Consider the following 14154-nt stretch of genomic DNA (forward strand, 5'->3'; position numbering starts at 1 on the left):
TCCAAATTTCAGGTGTCGCCACCAGAGGGCGAGCAAGCCCTCAACGTCACCTTGCCGTCAATCGGCAAGCTATTGAGCACAAGGTTCACGCCACCGCCATCGCGGTGCATGAATCCCGCTCCGATCCGGTTCCAGAACGGCTTTTCGCCCTCATTACGGTCCGTTAGCTGATAGGCTATGTAGTTCGGTCCCTTGCCCTGGGCTTCGATATCTGTGCCCAATTCCATTTGTTCGTTCGTGCCACTCATTAGAATCTCCTGTATTCAGTTTCATCGAACAACGATTGCCTGGCTAGGTTAACGTACAGCAACCTGCTCGATCAACATACCTTACCAAGAAGGGCTCGTCCTGAATAGGAACGTTCATCGGATACGCTTTCCCCTATTTCGAAAAGCGAAGCATCGCTAGCTTTCCCAGATGAAAGACAAAATCATCGCCAGACTCAAACAGATCGGACGCGGCTACGAACTAGACAAACTCCCACCAGTCCTCCTCAAAGCCGTCATTGATTCCTCGATACCGCTCATCGAAGCGGAGCTCAAAAAAGCTGAAGATAGAGCCATCCAAAAAATGATCACCGAACGCTTCGTCGCTAGGGTGATCAAAACAGCATTGGAGGGCAATTCATCGAGGCGTAACCAGAAACGTGAAGCAGCAGTCGCTATTTTACAAAAAACGAAGCCTATCCCTTAAATTCTGGTTTCGAGGTGGTAACCAGCTCCCACCACAGAACGGGTCTAATCGAGAAAAGCAGTACTCATCATTTCCCTAAGTAATCCTGCTTTTTGCTCGCCGGACTTAGTAAAACACGGCAAAGAGGAAACTCCTTCTCTTTATGTCTCTCGAAATCCTCCAGCAATTGGTCGACAACTCTGACCGTGGTCCTGGATGCGTTTTCGCCTGGTTCATCCAGATCGTAATCATCGTCTCGATTCTGGATTTCACGATTGAGACCATCCCTAGCGTTTCACCAGAACATAGATCGGTCCTTTGGATCGTCGCAGCCGTAGGAGTCCATGGCTTCGAGGCCGGAGTTCAGCCACTGCCCTTCCATTCCGAAATGTCTTTAGAAGGCCACCACCAAATTAACGACTGTTGGCGGCGGCAACGTCTTACCCATCACGATTGGCGGCAAGCACTTTACCTTCCTCATTCTCGCGGTCGGCCTAGTTGCCATTGCTGTCTCCTCCGGCTAAATGGCCAACGCCCTTTCCCAAGCCCGGGAAGAGATGAAGATAGAATCCGACAATAGCCAATAGGCAGCCCAATCAAAAGCCACCTCCAAGACATATGAGATTTAGAAAACGTATTAGAATCGCACCCGGAATTCGACTCAACCTAAGTTTGTCAGGTGTAAGCGCCACCATCGGCCCCCGAGGCTTCAATGTTAATGTTGGAAAGAAAGGGGCGTATCTTAATACGGGCATCCCAGGAACGGGACTATACGACCGCCAAAGAATCACGCCGCAGGCCAATCGCAATCCGCAGGAACTTGAAGAGCGAGAGCAAACTTTAGAGTTCGAACCCAAGCCCGAAACCGAGTTCAAAAGCAGACCGCTACAAGAGATTTCTAGTAATCAATTAGATTTCATCAAGGAACAGGTTTCATCCGCCATCGCAACCAAAAGAGAAATTGGGAGCGAGCTAAACAAAGCTTTTTCCAAGCACAGATGGCACGCACTCTGGCTGTTAACCTCACGGATCTTAATATTCGGATTCTTCGTCAAGAAGATCAAAGTTACGTGTGCTATATACAAAGCAGAAAGATTATCATTACAGAAAGAATACGACGATTACCAAGTAGACTTCGATTTCGAAATGGATAAAAAAATCAAATCTAGCTTCAACAAACTTGAAACTGCATTTGGAATTTTGAAAAGTTCAAAGGCGATTTGGGACGTAACAACAGAATCATCGGTCGATCAATTCTCGACGCGCAGTGCCGCTTCGCACGCCATCGAAAGAACAAAAACCCGAGCGTATTCAGGATCTAATCGTTACTTTAAATCTAACAACGAAACACTGGCTTTTGAGAACAAGAATGGCGGCGACATACATCTACACCCCGGCTTCGTACTTGTCGAAGGTTCCGGAAAAGAAGACTTCGCACTCATACCGTATTCGGAAATCAATCTCATTCATAACCCACAAAAATTCGTAGAGTCCAGTGCAGTACCTTCTGACGCAGAGATCGTCGAGTACACATATAAATACGTGAACAAAAGCGGAACTCGTGACAAACGATTTAAAGACAACCCCCAGATTCCAGTAACAAAATACTACGATTGTGAATTCAGAACAACGAATGGGCTCTGCGAACGCTTCGAATTCAGCAACTGGAAATCCACCCAATCATTTGCTCAAGCATTTGAAGAACATCAGAAACGCGTCTCTGATTTAAAATGGTAAAGAACCTTCAAGCCTCCGACCTAAAAGAAATCGCAGAACGTTGGAAAAAATAAAAGCGAGGGCAAAACCGAAGTTCCTTTCCTTTGATAGACCTCATCCAACCTATAAAATCTGAATACAGCCTTACTCGCGGCAATTTAGCATCGTGACAATAGTAAAGCACCAACCCATATTCCAATTATTTCCCGAACCTCACATGCTAATGTCAAAATGCAGGACCCACCCATCTTTTCTCCTTTTAAAATGTGAACGAAAGCGTGAACAATGAGTAGTCTTCCAGGTGGAGCAGCAGAAAAAGCGGGCACCACGTATGAAGCACTTTGGGGTGTTCGTGCAATGCTAGAAATCTTACACGAGAAGGCGGACCGCATTCGCATTGAAGAGCCGCGAGTCGATGGCGCGGAATTCTGGATAGAGCGGAATGCACAACGTGAATACTGGCAGATTAAGAGGCAGCTCCTCAGTCAAGCAAACTGGACGCTAAGAGCTTTGTCTAACGAAGGTATTTTGCAGTTCTTTCTCGAACAGCGGCGAAGCGGGCATCGTTGTGTATTTGCATCAATCACCGACGCGCCGGAATTGCGTACGCTTGCCGAGCGTGCCCGCGATGCGCTTGAGAGTGCAGAAACATACGTCGAGGGCTTTACAGACTTTATAGCAAAGTTCCTTGTTGAAGGAAAATGGCGAAAGCAATTTGACGAATTGTGCCGTATTTGGGGTAACGCAAAAGAAGCCGAAACGTTTGATTTGCTTTGTGGAATTGAGGTCAGGAGTTCCGACGACCACACTCTATCGCAAGACCTTTGCTTTTCACTCGGCGTGTTGTCCGAAGCACCGGGGATGGCAACTCTCGGTTGCCTCAGAGCTTTTTATCAGGACAGCGTACATCGATTCCTTACCAAAGAGTCAATTTGGAGCCACCTAAACGAGCTGAAAATTGGTCCTCGGACTTTTTCATTCGGAGAGAAAGCCCTGCATGTACTTAGAGCGGTTACCGAAACATACATCGCCGGTCAGCGTTCCAAACTGATTCGTGGTCAAATGATACCGCGCGTCGCTTCAGCCAATATTGTCGCCAAAATCATGGATGCAGGCCTTGGGCACGACATCATTGTAACTGGCCCCGCTGGCAGCGGAAAGAGTGGATGCCTACTGGAAATCATCGAGGAACTCGTTGAACAAGGTGTGCCTGTTCTTGCCTTTCGACTAGATCGGATGCAACCAGTCCAGACTACTGCGGCGCTAGGTGCAGAGATTGGATTGCCAGAATCGCCGGCGTTAGTGCTAGCTCGCTCTTACCCAGGGAAAAAGGTTGTGCTTGTTGTCGATCAACTCGACTTCGTGAGTACAACATCCGGCCGTCATCCTGATTTCTTTGATACGCTCGCAGCCGTCATTGGCGAGGTTCGCGCTCTCCGTGCAGAAACGGAAATACATCTCCTGCTCGCGTGCCGAAAATTCGATTTCGACCATGACGCGAGGTTGCGGGCTTTATGTCCAGTTGATGAAACTTCCTTTTCGCTCGGTGAACTGTCTGAATCAGAAGTCCGCACCACGCTAGAGGCGGAAGACTGCACTCCTACACAGTTGGGCCAAACGCAATTGCGATTGCTGCGTCTTCCGCAAAACCTCGCACTATATGTAGACTCGGGCCTCGTACGTTGCGCTCCGGCGAGTTTCATTTCGCAAAAAGAACTGTTTGATGTCTACTGGCGAACAAAGCGAGTTGAGTTGGAGCGTGTTCGACCTAACGACGCGAATCAGTGGATACAAATCATTGAAACGTTGGTACAGTCGATGAACGAAGCGCAGGAGATCTCTGTGCCGAAAGTGCGACTTGATGATTTTTCGCCACGCTTTCTCGACGTGATGGTCTCTGTCGGGGTTTTAACTTTCGATGGAAAACGCTACGGATTCGGCCACGAGAGCTTTTTTGACTACTGCTTTGCGCGCACCTTTGCCGCTGGCAGGCAGGACCTGGTCGATTTTCTCGAGGCTGATGCTCAGCATCTCTTTCGCCGGGCACAGACACGCCAAGTCCTGGTGTATCTTCGCGAGGATGATCGACCGCGTTACTTGCGGAATACCGTCGCCCTACTTGCGAGCGGAAAAATTCGGTCGCATTTGAAGCTGTTGATAATTGAATTGATCGCTGCATTTCCCCACCCAGGTGACGACGAATGGGCGATCCTGCTGCCGCGTATCGAGGCTGAACTCAATTGCCTACGCTGCGAGAAGGCGAACTCCGACAAAATATCATCGCGTGCCTTTGAAGTATTTCAAGCTTCTCGCTCGCTGTTCATCGTCGCGGATCGCCTTGGCTTCGTTGATCGCTGCCTACACTCGAATGAGCCGAAGTTGGAGGACTTCGTAACCAAATATCTACACTGGCAAACTTACGAGCACGCAGACCGGGTGACGGAATTGATCGAACCTTTTGTCGGTAATGGAGGTGAGTGGATTCGTCGGTTACGCTATATGATGTCGGCCCGCTGCATTGGAAAAAGTCGCCGATATTTTGAGTTGTTCCTCCGCCTACTTAAAGATGGCACGCTCGACGATGCTCAGGGTTGCTTTGCTCCTAACGGCACTTTTTGGAATACACTTTATGGACTTTCGAAGGAAAGGCCTGATTGGTGCGCCGAAGCTGCGGCTCGCTGGCTTGATCGGCAAATCGCGAAAGTAGAAGAAACCAGTGACGATATTCAGTCTCAAGATTTCCGAATTCGAGAAGGAGTTGGAGTGAAAGATCTTTTCTATAGCGCTGGCAAAGCTCCGTCAGCGTTTCTGTCGCATGTTCTTCCCGCCATCATGCGGACCACTGAAGCCACGGCGTTTTCTAAAGATGACGGCCTCACACATGACTCCATTTGGTCAATTCGCATTAAGAGTAAACACCCATCTCTCAGTGAATCGTATCTCGCTGCGTGTGAGGCTGCCTTTGAAAACCTCGGGCAGCAAACTCCAGAAGACCTCAGACCATATATAGCACAGCTTCGAGGCAGATCGACAAAAACCACCAACAGTCTGCTTCTGCAAGCCTACACGGTAGGCGGCGAACCCTTTGCTGACGAAGCGTTGCTACTACTATGCGAAGAACCGTCGCGTTTGCATTCTGGCTATTCCGATAGTTCGCACTGGTTCAGTCGTTGCATGATCAAAAAATTGTCGTCGTGTTGTTCGCAGGAAACCTTTCAAAAACTGGAAGATTTGCTCGCCAGCTATGTGACCAATTACGAGCAAAGTGAAGACGCAGCAGTGATTCGAGGCCGTGAGAGCTTCAATCTACTCTCCGCGCTACCTCCTGAGCGGTGTCACAAACGAACACTGGAACGCATCGCGATGTTGACGAAGAATTTTGGGAAGCCCGACGCAGAACCACAAGGAATTCGTTGCTATGAGATTGTATCTCCAGTCCCCAAGGAGGACGCCAAAGAATTGAGTGACGACGACTGGCTTGCTATGATCGAAACATACCGTGGCGTCGGGCACCATTCGGATTGGGAACACCCAGAACGTGGCGGCGAACAATCATTTGCTGCCATGATGCAAGAACTAGTAAAGGAGGAGCCGGATCGTTTCGCACGACTAGCGCTTCGCTTTCCATCCGATGTCGCTCCTTGCTATTGGATGAATGTCCTCTATGGCCTGAATGACGCAGCGATCGCATCGTCCCTAAAGATTGAGGTAACTCGCAGAGTCTTCAGCTCAGATGACAAAGCATGCCTGAGACCAGCCGTCGATTTGTTGAGCAGAATCACGGATGAGTTTCTACCATCTGATGCAATCGAATTTATTTCTCACCTCGCGAGAGAACATCCAGATCCTGACCGTGAACACTGGCGTGTTGAGAAGGAAGGCCAATCGGCGTCTTTTGGTGGCGATATCCTGAATTGCGGAATCAACACCGTACGTGGGTGCATCGCCGACAAACTTCGCATCTTACTCAACGCAGATAAACACTACCTCGACGTGTTTCTTCCGACAATCGAACATCTGGTCACTGATCCAAACATTTCTGTTCGGGCTTGCACGGTTTCAACATTGTTCGGAGTTGCTCTGCACGATGAAAAGCTTGCGTTGACGCTTTTCGAAACGCTGTCCCAAACCGACGATGCTTTGCTTGGGACGCAATACGCCGAGGCGTTTATTCGCCGCGGCCTCTTAACACACATGCCCATAATGCGCCCTTACATCGAGAGAATGTTGTATTCCGAAGAAACAAAGGTCCGTCAAACGGGGGGTAGGCTTGCAGCACTTGCTCGACTAACTCACGTAACCGAAGAAGCCATTGTTGAATTTGCCATGGGCGGCAACGCTGCTTCTCGCCTCGGTATTGCCGAAATCGCCGAACATAACCTAACTCATTCGAATTGCCGTTCGTGGTGTGAACAAGTGTTGGGTGATTTATTCGACGATACCGACAAAGCCGTTCAAAAGGAAGCTTCCCATTGCTTCTGGCAGCTCTGGCAAAAGCCAGAAGTTCCACTTACTGAATACGTCAGCCTAATCGCGAAATTCCTGAAAAGCTCGGCATTTACTGTTTCACCAACGATGTTATTCTATGCCTTGGAAGATTCGAAACACACCCTACCCGACGTTGCTATCGAAGTTTGCGAGCATTTTGTTGATCGATACGCAGCCGAAGCCCACGACATCAGCACCCAATATGCGGCAGAGGAATACAAGATTGGCCCTATCGTGTTTCGAGCATACCAACAACTTGAGGGCAATCCAGCCCAGCTCCGAGCGCTGCAACTCATAGACCGACTGTGCGAGGAAGGACTCAATAGTGCTGCACAAAATCTTTCGGAATTTGATCGGTAAACCTCTGGCTAGCGAAAACCCAATGAGATCGCACCTTGTTTTTTGATTTCATTCAGGTTTCGAAAAGCCACTCTTTAGAAAACGTTTCTATGTTAAAAAAACAGAGGCAGGAAAGTATCGATAAATCCTGCGAGATAAGCCTAACCAAATCCTCGTCACCACTTTCCAACTACTACCTGAGCGATTCGACTTCCGATACCATTGGAAGCTAACCTTCTTTTACCAAACATCTTTGAATGACTAAAAAGTCCAAGATCCTGGCTCATTCTCCCATCTTTCTTTCATCTTAGGCAGCATCCAGTCCTTGAAAATAGTTAAGTCTTGCAACCTGCCTAAGTTTGCGAGCCTGAGCGGCCAGTGTGGCGATAAAGCATAAAAGTGCTCGTCAGGGTCGCACCCTTCATCATCAGGCCTGATCTGCACGATCCAGCTTGCCAGAAAAAACGTGTAGTATTTTTTATTTCCTCGCATGCTACACCAAGGACTCGCAACAGGAAGCCACCCGCCCTTATTGTCTTCGCAATATCCTATTGTTACGGGATAATCATCCACTTCACCTGGCAAACCATTTAGGATCATTTGTCTAATTTTCTTTTCGTGGGAATCATCGAGTTCCACGTTCCCAAAAAAGAGATGCTTTGTTGTATGCGCTCGCCAGAGAAGCGATACGAAAAACAGCTTTAGCTTGGTATAATCGTAGTCTGCTATCTCCAATCCAGCTTCCTTTCCGTCAACGAAGATGCGTTGACCATTTGCTTTGAGCTTCACAAGCAACTCGCACGCATAACCATCCCAGTCTGAGAAAAGTGCCTCCCCCTCCAAAACTAAAATTGAATTATCGTAAATTCCTTTGGCTGTTGCTCTTTGAGGACGAAACGAGTCATCCCCCTGCAATGCAATCAATTCGTGTTTTCGGATTCTTGATTTAAATCCTTTCCACCTATAAAAACTTCTGGGAATGATGTGCGAGTCAACCCCTAGCCCCTCAATACCAGTTAGCTTACACTTGATGAGCTTCCGTCTTTGTTTCCTTTTAGACACTATACTTCTATATAAATTGCTATTGGCCTGCCTTTACAAACTCGGCTAAGGAAAGTCCCAAAAAGGGGGAGCTGGATGGGGTCAATCCAATCTCTATCAATATTAAACTTGCTTGGCCGATTTCTTTCACATCTCAAAAACAAGAAATGCGCCAAAGATGAGCGAAGAAAGCGATTGCCTAAATGGAGGCATAATCAACCCGCTTCCGCAACCGTGCAAGCACCTCACTCGCGAAAGTCGGTATAGCAGGATTGTGACAAAACTGGAGAAATTAACGAGATCAGGTTTTAGCTATTTGGACTAGGAAATAAGCAAAGCAACCTTTTCGCCTTCACTCATAAGCACTCTAGTTTTGGCGCTTCACTTCGCTTTTTTCTATCCAAGCTTGCTCCATTGCCTTGATAGGCAGCGTCAAACACAAGGTCCTCAACCTCCGATACCGGAAGGCTAAGCTGCTTGGCGATATCTGCCGTCGTTACACCTTCACCCCAAAGCATGGTCAGCACCTTTCCCCACACCATAGACCGTTCACGTGGCATACCCTTTGGCTCTCCTCTGCGGTAACCCATACGGGCTAAAGCAATGCTAAAGTCGCGATATCGCCAATCGCTCAGAATGCCAATTTTGTGCAGCGTGTAGTTTAGAGCCATGGCTGAAACCTTCCACCGCTTTTTGTGCATTAGGATGGAGTGCACGCTAAACACCTCGTTTGCGCAGCATGCGATAACGTCAGCCCTAGGCATTAGAAAAGCAGAGGAAAATTGGTCCGCTTGGTCCTCAGCCTCCCTGCCAGTTATTGCCCCATCTTGGTGGAGCACAAGGTGGGCTAGCTCATGGGCCGCGTCAAAGCGACTGCTCTCAGCGCTTTTGAACGTGTTTAGAAACACAAAGGGTTTACCGCACTGCCACAAGGAGTACGCGTTAACGGTTTTGGTGTTTTGAACAAGCGAGAAGACGCGTACACCTTTGGACTCAAGCAGCTCTACCATGTTGGTAATTGGCACTTCGCCAAGTCCCCAAATTTCACGCAAATGCCGGGCTGCCTGTTCAGGCTCAACGCCGCCAAGGTCAGGCACGTTTACAACCGGGAGGGAAAAGCGTGCCTCAACCCATTCGTTGAGCAAGAAGCCAATAGAACCAGCGGCCAACGCGGCGTCGCGCACTTTGGCCGTCATGCCCTTTTGACTGCGAAAGCTTACGTCCCGCTTCTCAGGTTCAGTTGAATCAGAGCCATAGAAAAACTCCGCTGGAAATTCCAAAGCAGCAGCGAGGGCCTGCACGTTTTCACGTGTAGGTACATGTGTGCCCTTTTCCCATCGTGAAATGGTTAGGGGTGCTCCGTCTATCTCCTCCGCTAACCGCTTCTGATTCAGCTGACGCCGTTTGCGGGCGAGGCTGAGTCGAAGTGGGTTAAAGTTCATTCAGTGCCAGTCTTACGGACGACAGATATGTCGTATTCTTGTACAGGGGTACTTGTTGGTGCAACGGGCTTGCGCCCGGTTTTGGTGCCGTTGAAATCATCATTTTCGCCTGAGAGTATAATTCGCTCACGGAACTCAACAAAATACCCGTTTGCCATAACAGTTGGGCATGAGAGTTCAGCTCGCATTGTTTCCTTGCCGCCGTATACGCAAAGGTACCACGTTACAAATTCGCTGCCCGCTGAGGCTTGGTTTTCAAAGCCAAGTTGGCTGAAAAAATTTTGCTGGTTGCAGTTAACGTTGCTTTGAGTGCCCGTACCCTTTTTGGAGGAGTTTTGCGGGATGCTGTTGGGCAAACCTGTGCTCGCGTCAGTGTTGCAAACGATGAGCCTAATGCCTAGCTGCTTATTGGCCACAGACTCAACTTGTGCCGTTCTATCCCTTTTCCAGCCTTGCATGGTAAGGATCTCGCGTGCCCTTCGGGTACCGTCCATCCAGGATCTTAAGCCGCCTGCACCCGCAACGTCGTTTTTGGTGGTGTCACGCTTTGCCCCAACCATTGCCATTGCAATGTCAATGAGGTCCTTCTCAGACAACCCAAGCTCGTTGAGTCGATTGTTAGCTTCTTCAGGGTTGTCTATGATAAGTGCTTCCATTTGTGAGATGTTGATAAATTTGACCTCAATTGAGGTGACAAAAATCAACAAGTCAACGTCACAATGGACTTTTTTTACTTCCTACGATCAGTACTCTGAGGATTCCAATAATCCTGCCGTCACCCGTTTCGACTCCCCGCGCATTGGGTCAGCTCATAGTTTATTGCGATTGGCCTCTCTGCAATCCACCTCTACCCCCCCTCGAAAAGGACGGAGTCAGAACGTGTGTACGTTTAAGAGGTAATTGCCCAAATAATGGATACGTAGATCGAAGAAGGAGTCCAACGTCGAAAGTCAAATCCCTCTGATATCGCTCACCAACATTCGACTCCCCCTCACTCTCCCGCTGACCGAGGCTAGACTAATCACACTGGGTAAAGTCTCCTCAACACCAAGCCAGCCCTTCACGCACCGCAAGGGTGTCCCCAATCTGCGGCTCATGCTTCGCCTGTAAATTGGGCGATCCCCCTCCCCTGCGTCTTGTGTCCCCCGTCCTCGCCGAAGGGCAGTTTTTCAAGCGAGCGAGCAGAGTCTTGCTCTTATTTGAAGCCTGGGCCCAAAAAACGAATACAAAGCGATAGAGGATTCTATAGTTGAAAAACCTAAGTTCGAAGTTGAGCCTCACTGCGGCAAGCTGCCATCACCGAGTGCCGCCGTTGAAACGGGCTTCCCAAACGCGAAGCGTATGAATGACCGAATCGAGTTTCGGTGGTTGGCCAAAGAACATTTCCGTCATGGATTTCAAATCCGCATCCAATTCCTTGATACGCTCTTTTTTCGGCAGTAATCTCAGGGTCCCACGCACCGCAGTCTCATAGCTCGCCCAAGCGCTTCGACAAAAGGCTTTCTTATGTTCTACCACCGTTGCGAGCAAGGCTTCGTCCGCAGCGGCTTCCTCGCCGATGCCGCTCTCGATCATCGAAGCGAAATCGCAGTAGTGACGCGAGTAGCGGGCAGGTAGTTTCTTATCGCCAGCTAGAAGAACAGTCGAATGGGGTCAGCCCTTGAATTGCATGGTCGAAGCGGCCAATGGGATCAGTACTTCGATCGTGAAGGGGTCAAACGTCGGAGGTCAATTTTTCACAAAACCACCTGCCTAAAGCCAACTCTCGAATAGCAAAGCTCCTACTCCGTCAAAAATTTGTATACAATTTCTTGGTACAGAAAAGGAATCCCAACCCTCCCCCATTCGAACTGCTTCCTTCGGAAGCCTTCAGCGAATCAAAAACAGAAATCAAGCGATTCTAGGATGCAATAGCGGCAACCCCTTCGGAGTCGTTAGGTCCGCAGCCAAATGCGAAAGGTACGACTTAGCAAAAGCCCTCGCCAGTTTACGCAACTCCGGGTCCCATTCCTCCGAATGCTCGCCGTAGACAAACGCCATAACTGCGGCCCCGAAGGCAAGGCTATGAAAAAACCCGCGGTGATTTGGACTCGTCGCCGGCTCTAGTAGATCCGGCAGACTTCCACCTAGGATCCCCAATCCTATATACAAGATAGCACTACCAATATCGAATTCAGCTTCGGGATCTTCCTTCAGCTTCTCCTGGTGCAAATGAACGCTGTAAGCAAAACCAGTCGCTCCCCCAATGAATCTGTGAGCTTTACCATTCATAACTCTGCTTTCTGAAGCTTACCGTGTGTGGCACGATGGCGAGCAAGTCGCACAACCATCAACATCTCGGTAGACGCCCTTCGCTACCCGAACCGCTTCTTGGCAGGTCGAGAAAACCCCGAGATAGGTTTTGCTATGCATCATTCGGAAATAGGGGCATTGGTCATGGTGTACTTCATGTTCCCCAGTTGGTTGAGCGTTGTCATTTACGTAGTAATTTTTCATTATTTCACTTTCTAGTTTGTAGCTCCAAATGCGCATCGTTGCGCTTGACCTCAAACCCGAAGAAACCACGATCACGACTCTCACATCAGATCTAGGCTTCGAATTCGAAGCGGTCCTTGCAGGAGCGATTCGAACAAGAACCTAACCGCTAAGCCTCGGCATTCGCCGGGGCTTTCGCGTAGCTGGGCATATGCTCAGCTTTCATAGCTATAGGTTGACAAAACAGATTTTCAACACTTATTTTGTCAACATGATCCAACTTGCCCCCAAAGCGATCTTTGCCGAACGCCTCAAGCAGGCCCGCGCCATGTCCGGCCTCTCCCTGCGCAAGCTGGAGCAGGCCATCGGTGGCGTCGTTTCGTACAACGCCCTCAGCAAGTACGAGAAGGGAGAAATGATGCCCAACAGTGACGTGCTTATGGCAGTGTCGGAAGCAACCGGGCAGAGCTATGGCTTCTTCTTTCGCCCCAAACATTCTGAAATCGTGGACATCAAGTTTCGGCGTTTGATCTCCAAGTCAGGCAAGAAGGAATCCGACACTATCCAACAGCAAGCTACCGACTTCTTCGAACGCTACTTCGAGATTCTCTCCATTCTCGGCATCAACGACGAATTCAAGAATCCTCTCGAAGAGGGAGGGATTCGAACCCCCGATGACGCCGAGAATGCGGCGGTATCGCTTCGAGAAAAATGGAGACTCGGACTCAATGCTATTCCCAACGTTCACCAGATGCTCGAAGAGAACAACGTGAAGGTATACGAAGCGGACGCCCCTCTCACTCACGACGGCTTCTCTGGTTGGATCGACCAACATCCGATTGCCGGAGTCGCTCGGCACCTCAACGATCAGTGCCTAACCCGAAAGCGACACACCCTCCTGCATGAGCTTGCACATGTCCTTTTCAAGGGGCGTTTAACTGATGGGGTCGATGAAAAATTGGAGGAGAAACTCGCCCCTCGATTCGCTGGAGCATTGATGCTTCCCGCAGAAGCCTTCCGCATGGAGCTCGGGAAAAGTCGCACTTCCCTTTCGCTAACCGAACTAATCGATGTGAAAATAAAATACGGGATATCTATCGCCTCGATCATGGTACGAGCCCGACAGCTCGAATGCATCAACGAATCCATGTACAACCGTTTCTGGAAAACCTACAAGGAAGAGCGTTGGAAAGAGAAGGAACCAGGTGACGACGCCTACCACGGAGACGAAACCTCCACCCGATTCAAGCAGCTAGTGTATCGAGCGCTTGCAGAGGGAGAGATCACTCGCTCCAAAGCAGCCGAGCTTCTTGCAGTATCCGTTGATCAAATACGAAGGGAGTACGCCGTCTTCCAATGAAGGTCGCGGTCAAGGACGCCAATGTTTTAATCGACTTGGAGATCGCAGGCCTCCTTGACCTGTGGTTCCAACTAGGGCACCCGACTACAACTACGGACTTAGTAGTCGGTCAACTCAAGGTCGGCGCTCACAAAGAAACACTAAGCCACGTTTCCAACGGAAACATTGCAGTCCACAAGTGCTCAGGAGAATTCCTAGTACGAGCATTTGAATTGATGACAAAAATCGGATCCGGTCCAGACATCACCAACTGTAGCGTTCTGCTTTTGGCAATCGAAACGGATGCGATGCTTCTCAGCGGCGACAAACCGTTACGCAAAGGGGCTACGAAACACCAAGTTGAAGTCCACGGGACCCTGTGGATTCTCGATCAACTGATTGCGGCGAAACTGCTCAGCAAGCCGACTGCCGCCGCAAAACTAGAGCACTTGATCGAACAGGATAGCTTCTACCCAAGAAACGAGTGCCAGAACAGATTGAATAGGTGGAAGGCGAAATGACATCTAATGCCCCATTAAGTGGGACGATTAGACAAGCAAACAACGATCCCTTCTACCTGAACTAAGGAGCCAGCCCCTCACGCCCCGCAAGAGTGTCCCCAATCTGCAGCTCATGCTTCGC

General features: G+C 49.4%; 11 protein-coding genes and 1 pseudogene. 6 read left to right on the forward strand and 6 right to left on the reverse strand.

Annotated elements, in window-relative coordinates; genetic code table 11:
* Positions 1-8: 8 nt before the first annotated feature.
* A complete protein-coding gene (locus QEH53_RS01595; RefSeq protein WP_309021363.1) occupies positions 9-248 on the reverse strand; it encodes a hypothetical protein in 240 nt (79 codons plus the stop codon).
* 169 nt (positions 249-417) lie between these two features.
* Between QEH53_RS01595 and QEH53_RS01600 the strand changes: the two genes are divergently transcribed.
* From QEH53_RS01600 to QEH53_RS01610, 4 genes and pseudogenes are all read left to right on the forward strand, one after another.
* Positions 418-693, forward strand: coding sequence for a hypothetical protein (locus QEH53_RS01600; RefSeq protein WP_309021364.1), 276 nt, complete (start codon positions 418-420; stop codon positions 691-693).
* A gap of 395 nt (positions 694-1088) precedes the next feature.
* Positions 1089-1196 (forward strand): annotated as a pseudogene (locus tag QEH53_RS24365) (ion transporter); the annotation flags it as partial.
* 94 nt (positions 1197-1290) lie between these two features.
* Positions 1291-2409: a DUF4236 domain-containing protein gene (locus QEH53_RS01605; protein ID WP_309021365.1), complete on the forward strand. Its 1119-nt coding sequence runs from the start codon at positions 1291-1293 to the stop codon at positions 2407-2409.
* 264 nt (positions 2410-2673) lie between these two features.
* Positions 2674-7236, forward strand: a complete 4563-nt coding sequence (locus QEH53_RS01610) for a hypothetical protein (RefSeq protein ID WP_309021366.1) — start codon at positions 2674-2676, stop codon at positions 7234-7236.
* A 240-nt stretch (positions 7237-7476) separates the two neighbouring features.
* On the opposite strand, the gene QEH53_RS01615 is transcribed toward QEH53_RS01610, so the two are convergent.
* The 5 genes from QEH53_RS01615 to QEH53_RS01635 all read right to left on the reverse strand — a co-directional run bounded on the left by QEH53_RS01615 (position 7477) and on the right by QEH53_RS01635 (position 11969).
* Positions 7477-8139 (reverse strand): hypothetical protein, encoded by a 663-nt coding sequence (locus tag QEH53_RS01615; protein WP_309021367.1) that lies wholly within the window; start codon positions 8137-8139, stop codon positions 7477-7479.
* 473 nt (positions 8140-8612) lie between these two features.
* Positions 8613-9698: an XRE family transcriptional regulator gene (locus QEH53_RS01620; RefSeq protein ID WP_309021368.1), complete on the reverse strand. Its 1086-nt coding sequence runs from the start codon at positions 9696-9698 to the stop codon at positions 8613-8615.
* The gene (locus QEH53_RS01625; protein ID WP_309021369.1) at positions 9695-10354 is read right to left on the reverse strand and encodes a hypothetical protein; all 660 of its coding nucleotides are present in this window, start codon (positions 10352-10354) and stop codon (positions 9695-9697) included. The genes QEH53_RS01620 and QEH53_RS01625 overlap by 4 nt, the downstream gene beginning before the upstream one ends.
* Before the next feature lie 640 nt (positions 10355-10994).
* Positions 10995-11273 carry a hypothetical protein gene (locus tag QEH53_RS01630; RefSeq protein WP_345785692.1) on the reverse strand — a complete coding sequence of 93 codons (279 nt, stop codon included), beginning with the start codon at positions 11271-11273 and terminating at the stop codon, positions 10995-10997.
* Positions 11274-11588: 315 nt separating this feature from the next.
* Positions 11589-11969 carry a metal-dependent hydrolase gene (locus QEH53_RS01635; protein WP_309021370.1) on the reverse strand — a complete coding sequence of 127 codons (381 nt, stop codon included), beginning with the start codon at positions 11967-11969 and terminating at the stop codon, positions 11589-11591.
* Positions 11970-12444: 475 nt separating this feature from the next.
* On the opposite strand from QEH53_RS01635, the gene QEH53_RS01640 reads away from it, so the two are divergent.
* Positions 12445-13533: an XRE family transcriptional regulator gene (locus QEH53_RS01640; RefSeq protein WP_309021371.1), complete on the forward strand. Its 1089-nt coding sequence runs from the start codon at positions 12445-12447 to the stop codon at positions 13531-13533.
* Positions 13530-14033 (forward strand): hypothetical protein, encoded by a 504-nt coding sequence (locus QEH53_RS01645; protein ID WP_309021372.1) that lies wholly within the window; start codon positions 13530-13532, stop codon positions 14031-14033. Before QEH53_RS01640 ends, QEH53_RS01645 begins: the two co-directional genes overlap by 4 nt.
* Positions 14034-14154 lie beyond the last annotated feature (121 nt).

Source organism: Pelagicoccus sp. SDUM812002, assembly GCF_031127835.1.
Classification (GTDB): Bacteria; Verrucomicrobiota; Verrucomicrobiia; order Opitutales; family Opitutaceae; genus Pelagicoccus.

Coding starts and splice junctions, on each gene's coding strand:
- QEH53_RS01595 (WP_309021363.1), bottom strand. CDS start 248: ATGAGTGGCACGAACGAACAAATGGAATTGGGCACAGATATCGAAGCC.
- QEH53_RS01600 (WP_309021364.1), top strand. CDS start 418: ATGAAAGACAAAATCATCGCCAGACTCAAACAGATCGGACGCGGCTAC.
- QEH53_RS01605 (WP_309021365.1), top strand. CDS start 1,291: ATGAGATTTAGAAAACGTATTAGAATCGCACCCGGAATTCGACTCAAC.
- QEH53_RS01610 (WP_309021366.1), top strand. CDS start 2,674: ATGAGTAGTCTTCCAGGTGGAGCAGCAGAAAAAGCGGGCACCACGTAT.
- QEH53_RS01620 (WP_309021368.1), bottom strand. CDS start 9,698: ATGAACTTTAACCCACTTCGACTCAGCCTCGCCCGCAAACGGCGTCAG.
- QEH53_RS01625 (WP_309021369.1), bottom strand. CDS start 10,354: ATGGAAGCACTTATCATAGACAACCCTGAAGAAGCTAACAATCGACTC.
- QEH53_RS01630 (WP_345785692.1), bottom strand. CDS start 11,273: ATGATCGAGAGCGGCATCGGCGAGGAAGCCGCTGCGGACGAAGCCTTG.
- QEH53_RS01635 (WP_309021370.1), bottom strand. CDS start 11,969: ATGAATGGTAAAGCTCACAGATTCATTGGGGGAGCGACTGGTTTTGCT.
- QEH53_RS01640 (WP_309021371.1), top strand. CDS start 12,445: ATGATCCAACTTGCCCCCAAAGCGATCTTTGCCGAACGCCTCAAGCAG.
- QEH53_RS01645 (WP_309021372.1), top strand. CDS start 13,530: ATGAAGGTCGCGGTCAAGGACGCCAATGTTTTAATCGACTTGGAGATC.